Source organism: Bacillus sp. FSL M8-0277, assembly GCF_037975305.1.
Lineage (GTDB): Bacteria > Bacillota > Bacilli > Bacillales > Bacillaceae > Bacillus > Bacillus pumilus.
In genome coordinates this window covers 999,004-1,017,932 of record NZ_CP150255.1, presented here as the reverse complement: position 1 = coordinate 1,017,932, position 18,929 = coordinate 999,004, and the positions used below count along the sequence as shown (strand labels likewise).

General features: G+C 41.9%; 16 protein-coding genes. 3 read left to right on the top strand and 13 right to left on the bottom strand.

What is annotated here, in order from left to right:
- Positions 1-18: 18 nt before the first annotated feature.
- Positions 19-1,218 carry a globin domain-containing protein gene (locus MKZ05_RS04900; RefSeq protein ID WP_253622778.1) on the bottom strand — a complete coding sequence of 400 codons (1,200 nt, stop codon included), beginning with the start codon at positions 1,216-1,218 and terminating at the stop codon, positions 19-21.
- Positions 1,219-1,401: 183 nt separating this feature from the next.
- On the opposite strand from MKZ05_RS04900, the gene MKZ05_RS04895 reads away from it, so the two are divergent.
- Together MKZ05_RS04895 and MKZ05_RS04890 are read left to right on the top strand one after the other, a co-directional pair.
- Entirely contained in the window at positions 1,402-1,833 is a 432-nt protein-coding gene (locus tag MKZ05_RS04895) for an Rrf2 family transcriptional regulator (RefSeq protein ID WP_339161632.1), read from the top strand.
- Positions 1,834-1,992: 159 nt separating this feature from the next.
- Positions 1,993-3,468: a catalase gene (locus MKZ05_RS04890; protein WP_050945423.1), complete on the top strand. Its 1,476-nt coding sequence runs from the start codon at positions 1,993-1,995 to the stop codon at positions 3,466-3,468.
- Between the two features lie 238 nt (positions 3,469-3,706).
- Here the strand turns inward: MKZ05_RS04890 and MKZ05_RS04885 are convergent, their stop codons facing one another.
- Positions 3,707-4,090 (bottom strand): YqzG/YhdC family protein, encoded by a 384-nt coding sequence (locus MKZ05_RS04885; protein WP_226804858.1) that lies wholly within the window; start codon positions 4,088-4,090, stop codon positions 3,707-3,709.
- 128 nt (positions 4,091-4,218) lie between these two features.
- Here MKZ05_RS04885 and MKZ05_RS04880 point away from each other — a divergent pair, with 128 nt between their 5' ends.
- Positions 4,219-4,467 (top strand): YhdB family protein, encoded by a 249-nt coding sequence (locus MKZ05_RS04880; protein WP_024426598.1) that lies wholly within the window; start codon positions 4,219-4,221, stop codon positions 4,465-4,467.
- 35 nt (positions 4,468-4,502) lie between these two features.
- On the opposite strand, the gene MKZ05_RS04875 is transcribed toward MKZ05_RS04880, so the two are convergent.
- The 11 genes from MKZ05_RS04875 to MKZ05_RS04825 all read right to left on the bottom strand — a co-directional run bounded on the left by MKZ05_RS04875 (position 4,503) and on the right by MKZ05_RS04825 (position 18,895).
- Entirely contained in the window at positions 4,503-5,387 is an 885-nt protein-coding gene (locus tag MKZ05_RS04875; RefSeq protein ID WP_050945425.1) for a GNAT family N-acetyltransferase, read from the bottom strand.
- A gap of 251 nt (positions 5,388-5,638) precedes the next feature.
- Positions 5,639-6,289, bottom strand: coding sequence for a response regulator transcription factor (locus tag MKZ05_RS04870; RefSeq protein ID WP_003212112.1), 651 nt, complete (start codon positions 6,287-6,289; stop codon positions 5,639-5,641).
- Entirely contained in the window at positions 6,286-7,431 is a 1,146-nt protein-coding gene (locus MKZ05_RS04865) for a GAF domain-containing sensor histidine kinase (RefSeq protein ID WP_106035894.1), read from the bottom strand. Before MKZ05_RS04865 ends, MKZ05_RS04870 begins: the two co-directional genes overlap by 4 nt.
- 151 nt (positions 7,432-7,582) lie before the next feature.
- The gene (locus MKZ05_RS04860; RefSeq protein WP_339161629.1) at positions 7,583-9,328 is read right to left on the bottom strand and encodes a phospho-sugar mutase; all 1,746 of its coding nucleotides are present in this window, start codon (positions 9,326-9,328) and stop codon (positions 7,583-7,585) included.
- A gap of 345 nt (positions 9,329-9,673) precedes the next feature.
- Positions 9,674-11,335 carry a glycerol-3-phosphate dehydrogenase gene (gene glpD, locus MKZ05_RS04855; protein ID WP_113386892.1) on the bottom strand — a complete coding sequence of 554 codons (1,662 nt, stop codon included), beginning with the start codon at positions 11,333-11,335 and terminating at the stop codon, positions 9,674-9,676.
- A gap of 139 nt (positions 11,336-11,474) precedes the next feature.
- Positions 11,475-12,971, bottom strand: a complete 1,497-nt coding sequence (glpK, locus tag MKZ05_RS04850) for a glycerol kinase GlpK (protein WP_003212099.1) — start codon at positions 12,969-12,971, stop codon at positions 11,475-11,477.
- 15 nt (positions 12,972-12,986) lie between these two features.
- Positions 12,987-13,802 (bottom strand): MIP/aquaporin family protein, encoded by an 816-nt coding sequence (locus MKZ05_RS04845; protein ID WP_003211784.1) that lies wholly within the window; start codon positions 13,800-13,802, stop codon positions 12,987-12,989.
- Positions 13,803-14,015: 213 nt separating this feature from the next.
- Positions 14,016-14,573, bottom strand: a complete 558-nt coding sequence (locus MKZ05_RS04840; RefSeq protein WP_003212480.1) for a glycerol-3-phosphate responsive antiterminator — start codon at positions 14,571-14,573, stop codon at positions 14,016-14,018.
- 182 nt (positions 14,574-14,755) lie between these two features.
- Positions 14,756-16,096 carry an aspartate aminotransferase family protein gene (locus MKZ05_RS04835; RefSeq protein ID WP_339161627.1) on the bottom strand — a complete coding sequence of 447 codons (1,341 nt, stop codon included), beginning with the start codon at positions 16,094-16,096 and terminating at the stop codon, positions 14,756-14,758.
- A gap of 256 nt (positions 16,097-16,352) precedes the next feature.
- Positions 16,353-17,945, bottom strand: coding sequence for a PucR family transcriptional regulator ligand-binding domain-containing protein (locus MKZ05_RS04830; RefSeq protein WP_339161625.1), 1,593 nt, complete (start codon positions 17,943-17,945; stop codon positions 16,353-16,355).
- Between the two features lie 32 nt (positions 17,946-17,977).
- A complete protein-coding gene (locus MKZ05_RS04825; protein WP_003212117.1) occupies positions 17,978-18,895 on the bottom strand; it encodes an AEC family transporter in 918 nt (305 codons plus the stop codon).
- Between the last annotated feature and the right edge of the window lie 34 nt (positions 18,896-18,929).

Genomic DNA, 18,929 nt, shown 5'->3' with positions numbered 1-18,929 from the left:
TGATGTTCCTCCATTCGTTTAGACGACTTCCATTTCTTTCGTGGATTGCCCGCCGAATGACTCGAAATGTATATTCTGTTCTGGAATTCCCAGCTCTTTTAGTATATAAATCATCTCCTGTGTAAACACCGGGGATCCGCATAGATAAAATTGGCCTTTCCCTTCTCCAACCACTGATTGAAGGAATGGACGGTCAATGCGGGAAGCTGCCTTTTCAACAAGCTCACCCTTACCAGACTTCGCAAATTGTTCATTACATAAGATGATGCGGCCATGCGGAGCTGATGTTAGAACGCTTTCAAATTCATTTTCAAAAGCGGTGACATCCTCTAATCGATCTGCATGAATCATTGTAAATGGATGGCTGTTTTGCGCTGCTGTTTTCAATAAACCGATCATTGGCGTGACTCCAGAACCAACACTAATGAAATAAACAGGCTCTTTTGTGGCTTCTTGCAAGCAGAACATTCCCTGCGGCATACTCACTTGAAGAACGTCTCCTTCTTCCATTTCATCATGCAAAAATGTAGACACATGACCATCGCGCTTCACTGTGATGCGGTAATAAGATGGATGATGCTGATCTGATAAGCTGTATTGTCTGCTACACATATAAGCCTCACCTGGCATATCTGCCTGAACCGTAATATATTGACCTGCTTCAAACATTGGCAGCTCTGATTCATCTTCTGGTACTAAGTAAAAGGAGATCAGCGCTGGAGATTCCTGTACCTTTTTCTTTATCACAAACGGCTTCACATCTGCCCATCCACCTGGTTGCTTTACATTCACCTCCATCATTTCTGCTTCAATCGTGATAAAAATATTTGCAATGATGTCATATGCGGCCTTCCAAGCTAAAAGCGTGTCATCTTTTTCCGTTAAACCAAACACTTCTTTCATCGCTTCAATTAGGTAATATCCGACGATTGGATATTGCTCTTTTTTGACCATCACACTGACATGCTTATGGGCAATCTGTTTGACCGCAGGAAGTAATTCTTCTAATCGATCGATGTGCAGTGCAGCTTGGTATAGTGTCGCAGCAAGCGCCTCTGGCTGACTTCCGTTCATGAGGTTTGTTTGATTAAATTGATTGAGTAGCTCTGGATGCTGACGAATCATATTTTGATAAAAAACAGTCACAAGGTTGGTTCCCTCGCCTTTTAATAGAGGGGCTGATTGTTTAATAGCATTCATTTGATCTATAGATAACATCGTCATTCCTTCTTTCAAAAGATGTATTTTAAATACATCTTTATCGTAACGGATGACAGCTTATAAAAGCAATATTTATAATACATGTTTTAAATATTGACACATTTAACACTTTCTCGAACAGTTTTTGTCTAAAATGTGTTACGATGATACAAAACTCTATCAGGTTTAGAGGTCGTCAAAATGAAACTAACGAATTATACAGATTTCTCATTAAGAGTACTCATTTATTTAGCATCAAGAGAGAACAATGAACTGTCAAATATTCAGCAGATCGCCGATGTTTATGCCATCTCTAAAAATCATCTGACAAAGGTGATTTATCATCTTGGAAAACGCGGCTATGTTGAAACGATCCGTGGAAGAAATGGCGGAATTAGGCTTGGGAAAAGCCCAGAAAGCATTAACATTGGAGAGGTTGTCCGTTATACAGAGGATGATTTAGTCATGGTTGAATGCTTTGATCCAAGGAAAAACAGGTGTATCATTTCCCCGATTTGTTCATTAAAGCATGTACTTCATGAAGCACTTACTGCTTACTTGCGCGTTCTTGACCAATACACATTAAAAGACTTAACTCAAAACAAAGATGCTCTTAGAGAGCTCCTCCTTTAGGCGAAAGAATTCTATTCTTTCGTCTTTTTCTTTACCTTCTTGTAATAATAATTAATTTAAAATTATTATAAATAAATATTGACTATCATGTTTGATTCAATATAATTAGGGTATATAGATTGCTAGAAACCATTTTTTTGTTTACAGGAGGAGAAAAGAATGACAAATTCAAATCATAAAAATTTGACAACGAACCAAGGCGTACCTGTTGGCGATAACCAAAACTCAAGAACAGCTGGTCACCGCGGACCTACATTTCTTGATGATTACCATTTGATTGAAAAACTTGCACACTTCGATCGTGAACGTATTCCAGAGCGTGTTGTTCATGCGAGAGGCGCCGGCGCTTATGGTGTGTTTGAAGTTGAAAATAGTATGGAGAAACATACAAAAGCAGCCTTCTTAAGTGAAGAAGGAAAACAGACAGATGTTTTTGTTCGCTTCTCAACAGTTATTCATCCTAAAGGTTCACCTGAAACATTGCGTGATCCGCGCGGCTTTGCTGTCAAATTTTACACAGAAGAAGGCAACTATGATCTAGTTGGTAACAACTTGCCGATCTTCTTTATACGTGATGCATTGAAATTCCCTGATATGGTTCACTCTCTCAAGCCAGATCCTGTAACCAATATCCAAGATCCTGACCGTTATTGGGATTTTATGACCTTAACACCTGAATCCACTCATATGCTCACATGGCTCTTCTCTGATGAAGGAATCCCTGCGAGCTACGCTGAAATGCGCGGTTCTGGTGTGCATACATTTAGATGGGTCAACAAATATGGTGAAACAAAATATGTGAAATATCACTGGAGACCTTCAGAAGGTATTCGTAATTTATCTATGGAAGAAGCAGCAGAAACCCAAGCGAATGATTTCCAGCATGCGACAAGAGACTTATATGACCGCATTGAAAATGGCAACTACCCTGCATGGGACTTATATGTTCAGTTGATGCCGCTTAGCGATTATGATGATCTTGATTATGATCCATGTGATCCAACAAAGACATGGAGCGAAGAAGATTACCCGCTTCAAAAAGTAGGACGCATGACACTGAACCGCAATCCTGAGAACTTCTTTGCTGAAACAGAGCAAGCTGCTTTCACACCAAGTGCACTTGTTCCAGGAATTGAAGCATCTGAAGATAAATTGCTTCAAGGTCGTCTGTTCTCTTATCCAGATACGCAGCGTCATCGTCTTGGTGCCAACTATATGCGCATTCCGGTGAACTGTCCTTATGCACCTGTACACAATAATCAGCAGGATGGCTTTATGACAACGACTCGTCCAAGCGGTCATATTAACTATGAACCAAACCGTTACGATGATCAGCCAAAAGAAAATCCTCACTACAAAGAAAGTGAACAAGTTCTTCACGGTGACCGTATGGTGAGACAAAAAATTGAAAAACCAAACGATTTCAAACAAGCTGGGGAAAAATATCGAAGCTACTCAGAAGAAGAGAAACAAGCATTGATCAAAAATTTAACAGCTGACCTGAAAGACGTAAATGACAAAACAAAATTACTTGCGATCTGCAACTTCTATCGTGCAGATGAAGATTACGGACAACGATTAGCCGATTCACTTGGCGTGGATATCCGCTCATACCTTCAAGGAAGCATGAAATAATTGATCCGGAAAGGGCACCTCTAATAAAGAGGTGCTCAGATTGTAGACAAAGGGCTAAAATGATTTTTATTTTAGCCCTTTGTCTTCTTTTCAGCGTGATAGAAAACCTTTGCAGTCTAGGAAGGGCGAGCACCGGAGCGGAGCGAATTTGACATTCGTGAGCACCGAAGCGCAGACCTGACAAAGAATGCGAGGGTTTGTCTACACGCTGGGCACCTCTAATAAAGAGGTGCTTTTTTTATAACCGGAATACGTTAATACTAATCAAATGACCGGTCACCGGGTGAAAATAGATTTCTGCATGCGCAGCAAAAAGCGTTGAGCCTTCCTTCACTGTGACGCGAAAAACATCCTTTGTCTGATCTTCATTTACTTGTGTACGCCCGATATATTGATAATCGTTTAAAGCGGCGCCTTCATATTCCTCTTGCAACGCTGTGTACGCAAGTCTTTCCCAATTTTCAACAGGCTGCATCGCTGCATTTGTTGCAGGATGGATCATGAAACTGCCAAACAAAACCATTCCCGCTGCAAAAGGCACCCACCATTTCGGCTGCATGATATCATTGATCTCACTTTCATGTATATTTTGTTTATGTTGTGCTGATCGATCCATTTTCATACATGAAGCATTTATTCAGCCTATAATTCCCGGTACACGATTGATGCGGACACCAACTTTTCCCCTGAAAATGTCGATATGTTCCGAGCAAACTAATGAGGACTTCTCAAGGGAAAGGAGAAGGTTTGATGAATGTGGCGGATTATGATAAAGCACTTTATTATACGCATCGCTCGCAATGGGATAATTTACTTATTCTTATGGTACGTACGCAAGATGACTTGCTCTCGAAACGTATTGAGCATTTCTTACACGCGTATCAATTTAACCGGAACGATGCTGATGTTGAAAAATGTTTATATGGGCTCCTGCAGTACATTGACCATGCTTCAGAGGCCGCTGCTTCTGAAGTTTATTCACAACCGATGTACACATAAAGAAAAAGGCTGATTATCAGCCTTTTTACATACATTTAGCAGTGCGCAGTGATTGGAAGCATAAAGTGGCCTTTTACCCAATCTTGTTTTGTATAAACAAACAGCGCATCCTCGTCATTTGGTGCCTTCACCGAGTGTAAGCCGTCGATTGACGTATCAGGTGTAAAATAGAACATCACTTTTTCCGTCGTTTCATTCACAATATGTGCAACAACTTCCTCTATATTTTGTGGCTCGAGAGAAATGATATCAAAGACATGTATGGTTTCATTTTCTTCATTCATCAGAACAATCGTATCCAACGCTTCAATATAGAAAAGGGCATCCGGCCAAACCAATGTAAAATAAAACATCAATAAGCTGCCATGATGCTTAGCGTCTAATTTCTTTGAGCCCGTTTGGCGTTTTTCTGCGAACTGTTCAAGTAATGGCAGGTCATGTTCCAATGTCAGCTGCTTGAGACGCATGTCCTTTTTTATATGAATGGCGCTTTTGCTGATATCTAGACTAAACTCACTTTCGTGGTACCGTGTAAAGCCGAATTTTGGATAAAAATCCAGTACAGTTTCATTGGCAAAAAGAAAAATCAAATCACAATCATGTTCGTACGTATCCATAATATGCTCCATTAACTTTGTCGCTAATCCTTTATGGCGATAGGCTTGATCCGTCATCACCGTGCCAATTTGAACAGCTCGATACGTTTTTCCATCAATGATCAGTGACATGAGGTAAACGGAAGCGTTTGAGATCACTTTCCCGTGATGGACAAAGGAATAAGGAATATATTTTTTATCCCAATACCCTCTTTTGTACCAGTCACTAAAATCCAAATCAAATGTATTGATCGCTAGCTTATTAAAGCTTTCTTTCAATTTTTCATTATGACGATAATCACTCACTAATTCATATGTCTCCATGCTCATTTCCTCCTTTTATCATTTCACCTTTAGTCAGCCGGTTTATCACCCCTTCAAAATAAAAAAAAGACTTGATGAGCATATACTCATCAAGTCTTTTATCGTTCTACTTTTAGAAATTAGACTGAACATGCTTCTCTTTTCACGCAAAAGGGCACGTCAAATAAACCAACAACCGTGCTCTTTTTATTCAATTCATTGAACTGAATGTGCGCTTAAAAGTTTTAGCATAACGACTAAATTCCCTTCTGTTATAGCAGCTCTTTAGGCTGACTTTTTTGATAATCCACTGCATACAGAGCCGCTTGGGTACGATCTGCCAGCTCTAGTTTTGATAATACATGAGATACGTGCGTTTTGACAGTTTTTTCAGAAATAAACAAGGATGAGGCAATTTCTTTATTGCTTTTCCCCTTTGCAATTTCGAATAAGACATCTCGCTCTCTATTGGTCAGCTCTTTCATTAACTCCCATTTTTGCTCTTTTGGCTCAGTCAAATGCTGCACAAGAAAATTGGTGATATGACCATCTAATTGATAGGTGCCCTTTTGTACGTCAATCATTGTCGTAAGAAGTTTTTCTGGCGCTACATCCTTGAGCTGATAGGCTTTTGCCCCTGCTTGAATGGCGGGAATAACATAATCTTTATCCGCATAACTTGTCAGGATCACAATGCGGGTATCAGGCATTTCCAGCGTCATTTGTTTCGTTGCCTCAATGCCATTCATTACAGGCATCGATAAATCCATGAGAACGATGTCAGGTCGCGTTTGTCTGACAATTTCTAATGCTTCTTCTCCATTAGAAGCCTCACCAACAATTTCGACGTCAGGCTGTGTCTGCAGGAAAAACACAAGCCCTTTTCTCACAATATGATGATCATCTGCAATGACAACTCTCATGACGACCCCTTCCTTTCTTGAGAAAATGGCACCTTCACTTGAATAGTGGTCCCTTTACCGAGCTCAGACTCTATACAAAATGTTCCACCAGCTCTTTTGATACGGTCAGACATCCCTTTCAGACCAAGAGAAGGGAGGCTCATTTGCTCGTCATACTGAAACCCTTTACCGTGGTCGATGATTTTCATCTCAAACGTGTCTTTTGATTGTTCAAGCTGGACTTTAACTTCCTCTACTTCCGCATGTTTTTGACAATTATTCAGCGCTTCTTGGCATACCCGAAACAACGTTTCATGCTGAGTATGATCCATCTCCATACAACCTGATAACGATAATGTACAGCGTAATCCTAAAAGTTTTGCATACTCCTGAATCCCTGTTGTGAATCCTTTTTCAAGTCCTCTTGGCCTTAGCTGCCAAATGAGTGAACGCATTTCAACCAGTGCATCTTGTGACAAATGCTGAATAAAATCAATCATTTCCCCTAGATTCTGATCGTTTGTCATTTGACGGGCGGCTTTAGCAGTCAGGCTGACTGAAAATAGCATTTGGTTAACGGAATCATGTAAGTCCTGTGCAAGCCGGTTTCTTTCTTCCAAAAGAGCATGCTGATGTTCGTTTTGCACAAGCTTCATCCGTTGAATGGCGGTACCAATTTGAAGCGCAATGCTTTCAAGCAAGTTCAATTCTTCTTGCGTAAATGTGACTTTTCCTTTTGCCGCCACATTCAATAACCCGAACGTACGCTTACATGCTTTGAGGGGAACCGTCGCATGATGTGTAATTCCTTCAGTATCCCCAAGCTGCTTTTTAACCGCCGTTTCGATGCGTTTACAATTCATAATGTTTGTGGCTGATTGGAGTGAGCCCTTTGTGTATCGATTGATGCAATAGCAATCGTTTTGGCACATGAGCTGCTTTTGATGCTTTGCCAGCGCTTCTGGTAAGGAGACCTCTGCCATCAGTTCGTACGAGCCGTCTTTTTCTATAAAATAAATCCATGCGGAATGAAAGCCTGTGACATCCATCAGCATATGGAGCACTTCATGAAGCGTATCTTTTATTTCCAAGCCTTCATTTAGCTTTTCAGCAATTTCTTTTAGCGTTTTTAATGTTTCAACCTTCTCTTGATATTCTCCCATACTGTTTACCCCCGGCATTTGCTGCCTTCTCTTTTCATTACGCTCATTATATCATGAGCATTCTGCCGGTTCTTTCGCTAAAAGGATGATTTTTTCTCATCCTTTTGATGGAGAAAAAGCCATCATGTATTCACACAATGGCCTTGTTTGTTTATTTAGCTGTTTCTTCCACAATTTCACAAACGACTTTCATCACTTCTTCTGACAAATGCTTCAGCTTTTCTTCGCTATCTGTTAACGATGTACCTTTGACAGCAATATAAAATTTCACTTTAGGCTCAGTTCCGGACGGTCTTAAGCAGAACCACGAACCATCCTCAAGGAAATATTTCAGCACGTTTGATGCTGGAAGGTGAATGGTTTCTTCTTTCTTTTCGGCAATCAGATATCTTTGACTTGATTGGTAATCCTCGATGACAGTGATGCGCTGACCCGCGATAGCAGGTGGCGGATTTGTTCTAAAGGTATGAAGGATCGCTGAAATTTGCTCTGCTCCTTCTTTCCCTTTTAAGGTTAACGACTTTAACCCTTCTCGGTAAAATCCAAACTCCTTGAAAATATCAACTAGCGCATCGTACAAGGACTTGCCTTGTTTTTTATAGAAAGCAGCGACTTCGACAGCTAACAGCGCTGCTTGCACCGCATCTTTATCTCGAGCAAAGTCACCGATCAAATAGCCATAGCTTTCTTCGTACCCGAATTGAAACGTGTATTCTCCGCTCTTTTCGAATTGCTTGATTTTTTCACCGATAAATTTAAAACCAGTAAGCGTGTCAATCGTATGGGCACCAAATGCTGAAGCAACAGCACGCCCAAGCTCACTTGTGACAATCGTTTTCATCACAACGGGACGAGGCGGCAGCTGACCAAGCTTTTGTTTTTCAGACAATAAATAATGGAGCAATAGGGCTCCTGTTTGGTTGCCTGTTAGGACGGTAAACTCTCCATCTTGATCTCTGACCGCAATACCTAGCCTATCCGCATCTGGGTCTGTTGCAATGAGGATATCGGCATTCTGCTTTTCGCCAAGCTTGATCGCATACTCAAATGCTGCATGCTCCTCTGGATTTGGCGATGTCACTGTTGAAAATTGTGGATCTGGTCTTTCCTGTTCAGGTACAACGGTTACATGCTGATAGCCTAAAGCTTGAAGCCCTTTTCGGACAGGGTCGTTGGCCGTACCATGAAGCGGTGTGAAAACGACTTTGACATCGACCTCATCTGCCAGCTCAGGGTGCACACTGATGGTTTTTAATTTTTCAATATAAGCATGATCGATTTCTGCTCCGATCATGTTGATCAGCCCTTGTTGTTTTAACGTTTCTTCTGAATCAACTGAAATCGACAGTTCATTTTCTATTGCATCTACTTCTTGAATGACTTGATCTGCTTGAAGTGGCGGCAGCTGTCCACCGTCTTCTCCATATACTTTATAGCCATTATATTCTGGTGGATTATGACTTGCTGTTACGACAATCCCAGCAAATGCATTCAGCTCTCGAACAGCAAAGGAAAGCTCCGGTGTTGGACGCAGTTCGTCAAACACGTATGTTTGGATGCCCTGCGAGGCAAGTGTTTTGGCTGCTTCCATCGCAAATTCAGGCGATTTATGGCGTGAATCATATGCAATGGCGACGCCTCTTCTTTTTGCATCCTCTCCATGTTTCGCAATATACGCAGCAAGACCTGCAGATGCTTTACGAACCGTGTACACATTCATTCGGTTCGTGCCAGCACCAATTTCCCCGCGCATTCCTCCAGTACCGAACTCAAGGTTTTTGTAGAAACAGTCTTCAAGTGCTTGTTGATTATCTTGATGTGCCTCCAGCCATTCCCTTAACTCAGTATCCAGGTGCTTCTCATTGATCCATCGCTCATAATTCGTCTTCCAACTCATGGTCGTCCTCCCAGCTCTTATCATCAATAAAATAACCTCTACTGCTATTTTATATGGAATCATCCTTTATGTCATGCTATATCATTGGGAGATGAAGAAAATGCTGAACAAATAAAAAAGCCGATGCATGATCGGCTTTTACTTATTGCTGACAAAGGGCTAAAATGATCTTTATTTTAGTTCTTTGTCTTCCTTTCAGCGTAGTCTGAAAACCCTTGAAGTCTAGAAAGGACGAGCACCGGAGCGGAGCGAATTTGACATTCGTGAGCACCGGCGCACAGACCTGACAAAGAATGCGAGGGTTTGTCTACACGCTGAAAAGCCGATGCATGATCGGCTTTTCTTTTATTCAGCATCAAGCGGTACAACTGCTTCATGGAATAGTTGATCTAGTTCTGTTTGATGCTTCTGTTTTACTGCTTCATCCCAGCCAAAACGCTCTGCCATATAATCAGCGACAGGCTGTGCATATTTTTTTGCCCAGTTGATATTAAATAGTAGGCTTCCTGTTCTTCTTAAGAAGAAATCGACAGGAGTAACAGCTAATTCTTCTTCGATTGCATAGACAAGCTCTGCGAGTACATACGCTGGAATGTTTCGTTTGTCTGCTTCACCTTGAAGCTGCTCTACACGCTTGAAGAGACTGCTGACGTTTGAGCCATATTTTTCGGCAAGTTTTTGAGCAATCGGTTCTGTTAAACCAACAGATGCACCTTCTGCTGTTTTCGCTTGGACAAAGGAAGCCATATTTTTAGATCCGCCTACATGACCGCCTGAAATTGGCATGTGCTTTGTTTTACATGGTCCAAAGTCTTTGCCTGTTTCTTCTTTTAGTCCATCACGTACAAGATTCACAATATGCTCAGCCATTTTGCGGTAGCCTGTTAATTTACCGCCAGCAATGGTGATTAAGCCTGAAGATGATGTCCATACTTCATCCTTACGAGAAATTTCTGAAGGGTCTTTGCCCTCTTCATGAATGAGTGGACGAAGACCAGCCCAGTTAGATTCAACATCTTTTTCTGTAATATTGAGATCAGGGAACATGTATTGAATCGCATTGATGACATAATCACGATCTGCTTTTGTCATACGCGGATGTTCCAGCTGCTTTTTGTACACTGTATCTGTTGTACCAACGTACGTTTTGCCTTCTCTTGGAATCGCAAAGACCATCCGTTTATCAGGTGTGTCAAAGTAGATCGCTTGTTTTAATGGGAAGACTGATTGGTCGAATACTAAGTGAATACCTTTTGTATGCTGTAAGTGCTTCCCTTCTTTTGAGTGATCCTTGTCTCTTAGTTGATCGACCCACGGACCTGTCGCATTGACGATTTTCTTCGCATATACATCGTATGTTTTCTGCGTCATGACATCTTCAATGACAACACCGACAACTTTGCCTTTATCATAAATAAATTCTTTTACTTTCGCATAGTTGACCGCTTCTGCTCCGAATTTCACAGCCTCTTTCATGACTTCAATTGTGAGGCGTGCATCGTCCGTACGGTATTCAACATAGTAGCCGCCGCCTTTTAAGCCGTCCTTTTTCACAAGCGGTTCTTTTGCAAGTGTTTCCTTCGCGCTCAGCATGCTTCTGCGTTCGCTATGCTTGACGCCAGCTAAAAAGTCATACACTCTAAGCCCAATGGATGTTGAAAACTTACCGAATGTCCCGCCTTTATGCATCGGAAGAAGCATCCATTCTGGTGTTGTTACATGAGGACCGTTTTCGTATACAATGGCACGCTCTTTACCGACCTCTGCGACCATTTTTACTTCAAATTGTTTTAAATAACGAAGTCCACCGTGCACTAGTTTCGTTGAGCGGCTAGATGTACCTGCTGCGAAATCCTGCATTTCTGCAAGACCGACGCGCATTCCGCGTGAAGCCGCATCAAGTGCTGTACCCGCGCCTGTAATACCCCCACCAATGATAAACACATCATATGGTTTTTTTGTCATTTCCTGCAGCATTTGTTCTCTTTCTAAGCTAGAAAAAGTCATCTCTTGTTCCTCCCATGTTGTACGGTAAAGAAAAAGAGACCGCAAACACCCAAAGCGTATTTCTACACTTCGGTGCCTGCGGTCTCTCCAGTTCTCCAACCGTTCTATTAACTTAATTGAAGTATATCATACTTTTGGTTTATTTGAAAGCTTGAGCTGCTTTTACAGCCTTTTTCCACCCGCTATATAACGAGTCACGGCTGCCTTCCTCCATCTTAGGTTCAAAGCGCTTGTCAAGGTTCCACTGTTTTGCAATGTCTGAACGGTCGTTCCAGAAGCCAACTGCTATTCCCGCAAGATAGGCCGCACCGAGTGCCGTCGTTTCATTAATTTCTGGACGCTCTACAGGCACATCCAGTAAATCACTTTGGAAGCCCATTAAGAAATCATTCTTTACAGCTCCGCCATCCACACGCAATGTTTTTAATGAAATATTTGAATCCTTTTCCATCGCATCTAACACATCTTTCGTTTGATAAGCAAGTGATTCTAACGTTGCACGGACAAAGTGCTCTTTAGAAGTACCACGTGTTAACCCGAATACAGCGCCTCTGACATCACTATCCCAGTATGGTGTGCCTAGACCAACGAATGCAGGAACGACGTATACGCCATCTGTTGACTCAACGCGCTCTGCATAAGCTTCGCTGTCTTTCGAGTCTTTAAACATTCTGAGTCCATCACGCAGCCATTGAATCGCTGAGCCAGCAACGAAAATACTTCCTTCTAAAGCATATTCAACTTTGCCGTCAATGCCCCATGCAATCGTCGTTAATAAACCATGATCCGACTTAATGGCTTTTTCCCCTGTATTCATCAACATGAAACATCCTGTACCATATGTGTTCTTCGCCATTCCTTCTTCAAAGCAAGCCTGACCGAATAAAGCAGCCTGCTGATCTCCCGCCGCTCCTGCAATCGGAATATTTCTGCCGAAGAAGTGATAGTCAGTTGTTTCACCATAAATGTGTGAAGATGGTTTCACCTCTGGAAGCATAGAAGCCGGTACGCCAAGGATATCAAGTAATTCTTCATCCCATTTCAGATCGTAAATGTTGAACATTAATGTTCTTGACGCATTGGAGTAATCTGTGACGTGTGATTTACCGCCTGTCATCTTCCAAATAAGCCAAGTATCGATTGTGCCAAACAGTAAGTCGCCATTTTCTGCTTTCTCACGGGCACCTTCAACATTGTCTAAGATCCATTTTACCTTTGTACCTGAGAAATAAGCATCAATAAGAAGACCTGTTTTATTTCTAAACGTTTCATTGTGTCCTTGTTCTTTTAACTCTTCACAAATGCCAGATGTTTGTCTTGACTGCCAAACAATTGCATTGTAAATAGGTGCGCCTGTATGTTTATCCCAAACAACCGCTGTCTCACGTTGGTTCGTAATTCCGATACCAGCGATTTGGTCTGCTTCAATTCCTGATTCAATTAAAGCAGTTGAAATGACCGATAGAACAGAGCTCCAAATTTCATTTGCATTGTGTTCTACCCAGCCTGGGTTCGGAAAATATTGATTAAATTCCTTCTGAGTTGTATGTGCAATTTTGCCTTCTTGATCAAATAAGATCGCTCTTGTGCTTGTTGTCCCTTGATCTAGTGCAAGAATATATTTTTCTTTTGTCATGATGTTTTCCTCCCCTTACATACTTTCATTTACAGCATTTGTTTGGTTTTTCGTAGTGATATAGAGTCCTAACAATACCACAACTAAAATAACGCTTACAATCCAAAAGGCTGGAGTGACGTTCGCTTTAAAGGCTGCATTGTAGAAAACACCGCCAAATGCGCCGCCTAAAATTGGACCAACGACTGGCACCCAAGCATACTTCCAATTCGATGGGCCTTTCCCTGGAATCGGCAAGATCGCATGTGCGATTCTCGGACCTAAATCACGTGCAGGGTTAATTGCATAACCAGTTGTTCCACCTAAAGAAAGACCAATTGCAACAATTAAGAAACCAACAATCAGCGGATTGACTCCGTCTGCAAATTTATTTGCACCAATCGCTAAAATTCCTAGAACCAATACAAATGTACCGATGACTTCACTAAGTACGTTTGCAAAAGTATGCGGAATCGCAGGACCAGTTGAGAATACACCTAGCTTTGCACCTGGATCATCTGTTGCTTTCCAGTGCGGTAAGTAATGTAAAAAGACAATAGTAGCCCCTATTAATGCGCCAAGCATTTGACCAACAATATACATTGGAACATCAGCCCAAGGAAAACTTCCTTCTAGCGCAAGCCCAATTGTGAGTGCAGGGTTTAAATGAGCTCCACTAATTCCACCAGTTGCATATGCTGCAATGGCTACTGCAAATCCCCACCCGAAAGCGATTACAATCCAGCCGGATTGATATGCGAGTGATTTCTTTAAATTAACTGCCGCACACACACCGCCTCCAAAAATAATGAGCAGCATTGTACCTACGACTTCTCCCCAAAATGGTGTCATGAAAAATTCCTCCTCTGGTTCAGTTGCCATCCCCTATGAATGTGTAGAAAAGATAAAGAAAAAGATCCACAACAAACATACTTTACATTAGGGTCATTTGTCACCTAGTAAAGCGTTGTTGTGGATCTCCATTTCTCCATCACATGATATTAACTTAGTGCTATAGTATCAGAGGATGAAAACGTTGTCAATAAATATTCACATTTTATCTTTTCACTTTTGGAACGCTTTCCAAAGGGTGGTATTTGAGGTCGTCACTGCTGTAGCCCCTGCTTCAAGCGCTCTTTCTACATCTTCTTTTGTACGGATAAATCCGCCTGCAAAAATCGGGATCCCAGTTCGCTCGCGCACTTCTGTAATTAAATCTGGCACGACGCCCGGCAATACTTCAATAAAATCTGGACGATGTTTCCCGACGAACTCCATGCTTTTTTCCATGGCACTCGTATCAAGTAAAAACATTCGCTGAATGGCATATACCTTTTTTTGCTTGGCTTTTACTATGACAGAAGACCTAGTAGAAATAATTCCTGCTGGCTTCATTTCCTGACAAATAAATTCCGTTCCATACTCATCATGTTTAATCCCGTGAATGAGATCAACATGGACAAACATTTTTTTGTGATGAGCATTTGCCTCATTCATGATGCCCTTAAGCCGGCCTAAGTGAACATCAAGTAAAACACCATATGTAAATGGACTTTTTAAAAATTCCTCAAATTGCTTCATATTTCGTACAGCAGGTAAAATGGGTTGATCATGAAAACTCATAAGCCGTCTCCTTCAAAAGTGTATTGAATCAGTCTTCTCCTAACAGTAATTGAAACTCTTCTATTTTTCAATACACCTAGTGTGCCCAATACCGATTTCATCTCACATCATCTTCATAGAACTAGCTCAAAATGATGAAAAGCAAACTTTTATTCCATAAAAAAAGCAGAGAAGTCTCTCTGCTATAGCTGTGCCATGCTTTCTTTTAAGGTATTGATGATAAATGAGGCGTCATCATCTGTTATATTAAGCGGCGGTGCAAGCTGGGCAACGTTATTATAGCCGGCCACTGTATCCCCATTTTTCCCGATGATTAGTCCGCGTTTTTTACATTCAGCAATCAATTGACCGACGACATGTGGCTCAGCTGGTTTTTTGGATTGTTGATCCTGAACAAGCTCAATGCCAAACAGCAATCCTTTTCCTCTGACATCTCCGACAAATGGGTGTTCTTTTAACTCTTGCAAACGTTCAAGCATATCCCGGCCGAGCGTATCGGACCGTTCCACTAGTTGCTCGTTTTCCATAATCTCTAGGTTGGCAAGTGCCACCGCACAGGAAGCAGGGTGCCCGCCAAATGTATTCACATGACGCAGCCTGTCATACGTATCTTCTCCTGCATAGGCTTCATAGATTTCTCGTTTCACGCACGTTGCAGAAAGCGGTAAATAACCGCTTGTGATCCCTTTTGCCATGGTGATAATATCCGGCTTTACTTCCTCATGCATAAAACCAAACCGCTTCCCTGTCCGGCCAAATCCGCAGATGACTTCATCTACAATGAGAAGCGCTCCATGGGCTTCACAGATGTCTTTGACCTTCTTCAAATACCCTTTTGGCGGCATTAGGATACCTCCGCCCGTAATGATCGGCTCCATAATGACCCCAGCTATCGTCTCACTTAGTTCCCACGTCATGGCCTGATCTATTGCCATAGCACTTGCCAGATTCTCTTGATCCTCAGGATGACGATACACATCAGGCGGTGCGACATGAATAAAGCCCTGACCTAATGGTTCATATTTATATTTACGCTGCGCTTGACCGGTTGCGGCAAGAGCCGCTGCTGTATTGCCGTGATACGACCGGTACCGGGAGATAAACTTTGTCCTAGTACTTTCTCCTTTTTGCGTATGATATTGTTTGGCCATTTTAAATGCAGCTTCATTGGCTTCAGAGCCGCTGTTAGAAAAGAAGATGACATAGTCCCCGCCAAGCCACTCATTTAGCTTTTCAGCCAGCTGAATCGCCGGCACGTGGCTTTGTGTAAGCGGATAGTAAGGCATTGTCTTTAATTGCTTATACGCCGCTTCTGCAAGCTCTTTCCGGCCATATCCGGCATTTACACACCAAAGGCCTGACATCCCGTCTAAATAACGATTTCCATGAATATCTGTCACCCATGCGCCTTCTGCCTCGTGAATGACCATACTTTCATTTTCCTTGTTTGTTCCTTTCATATGATGCCAGATCAACTGATCATCTTTTGCCTGAAGATTTTGAGCCTGCTCATGTATTTTCATCTTCCCGCCCCCATGTATCCGTTTTCATCATTAAAGAAGCTTAGACCAGTTCAGCAGCACATTGCCTCTCCATTCATTATATGGATGAAACGTGAGGCATATGAAACTGGAACCAGGCCGCCCGTAAGAGAGAACCAATCCGTTACTTTCATTATAAAAAAGGGGTCAGGCCGATTACATTAGACAGATCGTCAACTGATTGAGCACCAGCATAAGACACTTTTCTTGATGCCTTGGCAAAATGGAGCACACTCTGCTAACGTCGATTTCCTTGCAGGAATTCATAGGCAAGAATCGCAAATTCAAGCGCCTGTCGTTTCGGCGCCTGCATCATATCCTCACCGAGCAAGGCATGCAGTTTATCCAGTCTATGATAGAGGGTTTGCCTAACAATATAGAGCTGGCTTGCGGTTTCTTTTTTAGAACCGTTTGTCTGTAAAAAGATATTTAGCGTTTGATAGAGTCTTCCGCTATTTTGATTATCGTATACAATCACGGGCTCTAAATACTCTTTCACCATACATTCAAGCAGACCGCTTTCCTTCATCATAGGCATGAGACGGAGCATATGTAGATCTTGATAAAATGGACTTTCCACCCGATGAGGCATCACTTTTTTTAAATGCAGCACTTCTTTGGCTGCTTGAAAGCTTTTTCTCATGTGCTGAAATTTTTCACAATATTGCCCGATACCAAAATTGATCTCGGCCCCTCGGGGCTGCTCCCGGTCATACAATTGTTTGATGTCGTTTGCACCCTTTTCTGCACGCTCTTTCCAGTCCTCTTTCTTTCTCGTGTTTAATAAAATAAACAAGGTTTGTTCTTGATGCTCATATGCAATCAGATGGAAACCAGCACGCTGAAAAATGGAGCGGCAAGAGACAAGAAAGTAAAGATTCCCTGTGATTTTTTCAATTTGATGATGTTTTTGAAAGAGCAAGACTACGCAGCCAGTTGGCTTTTTCACCCCTTCTGTTTCTTCTAGGTGCTCTATGATCTCTTGTTCTGTATGCTCTTCTTGAAACCATTTTTGCAGCCATTCATTTTCTTTTGTCTTCTTCAGCTCTTCTGTATAAAGCTCTCTTAATGTTTGCTGGGCTAAAGCATTGGCTCCTTTATCCATTACAAGCAGTTCGAATTCAGAGAGCGTGTCCGCTTGATGAATGAGCACAAGATCTGCAAATGTTTGTTTGAGCGCAAGCACTTGTTTTTGTGTCACTTCGTATCCTTTTGGCACGGAAGCAAACTGCAAATAATTCATGACCAGTTCTTCGGTTTGTTTGGAAGAATCACATAAAATAATCGGCTCGCCCTGAATAGGGAGGAGTAAAAGTATCCCCCTTACGTGCTGATACACTTGATCCAAAATATCCATTTGCGGATGCGGGGTCAGCAAAAGCTCATTTAGCTTTGATGACAGTGCTTCTAAATCAGCCATCATTTGATACTGACGCTCGATCATCATCGTATGAAGATGCTGCGTGATGTTGACGAACTTCACTTCTTTTGTAAACAGAATAAGCGGAAAATCTCTCTCTTCTGCATAGGTCAGTAATTCTTCAGGCACTTCGAATCTTAGCGGAACAAATTCAATACACAAGCCGGCCGCCCCTGAATCAATCAGCTGTCGTAAAAACGCTTGAAACACATCCAGTTGATCATGGAAGCCTGCGGCTGTCGTTAATATAAGCTCGCCTCCATTTAATAAATCCTCTACATCAGGCACTTCTAACACATGTATCCATTTGACCTGCCGAAACAATCCTTTTTCCCCTGCTAACACTTTTGCATGCGCAAAATGCTTCGTTTTCAACACGTCACTCACTTGGAAATGAACATCTACATTCATTCATATGTCCCCCTTTGTTTGCCGCCTATCCCCTATCCCAGAGGGTGCATGGATAAAATCCATAATAAAACTGGTAATGTCACGATACTTAAGATTGTACTGAGAAATGTCGTGCTTGAGACAAACTCAGGCTTCGTTCGAAATTGTACAGCCATCAGCGTGGTATTTGCTGCTGTCGGCATGGCTGCCACTAAGATCATAATTTGTTTCACCATATCATCTACCGGTAAAATAAGCGTAAAGCCAAATGCAATGAGTGGGGAGATAAACAGCTTCAGCAATACAGCATAAGAAATATTGCGATAATCCACTTGCTTAAAAGAAATCACAGCAAGCTGCATACCTAAAATAAGCATAATCGTCGGAATGGCAGCATTCCCCACAAGCTGAATACCCGTCATCAGCTCTTTAGGTAATGAAAGGTCAATCAGCTGAAATAATAGACCGATGAGTGCCCCATAAGCAACTGGCATACGCAGTACTTTTTTCAAGACGACCTTTCCATCTCCCGCATCCTCTCCGCCCTTTGCTGCATAATACATGCCGATTGTACTCATGACAAGCTGCTGCAGCACCATCAACACGATCGCAATATCCAAACCTGCTGCTCCGAAGACAAGAAGCACAACAGGCGTTCCATAGTTCCCATTGTTCATAAAAGCTGACGACAAAATCATGGCGCAATACGTTTCATTCGAATAACCATAAATACGAGATAAAATAAAGACACATAAAATAAGTGCAAGACAAAGTCCGACAACAAAAATGGATAAATACACATAGTCCATCGACACTTTGTTTTGATAAAAGGTTTCAAACGCAAGAAATGGTGACATTAAATATAAAGACATTGATGAGAGCGTATGTATGTCAAAACCAATCGCCTTCTGCCCGATATACCCGATCAGGAATATGCCGAACACTGGCAGTAAGACAAGTAAAAACTCCATGCTGCACCTACTTTTCTTTAGTTGAATTCCAGAT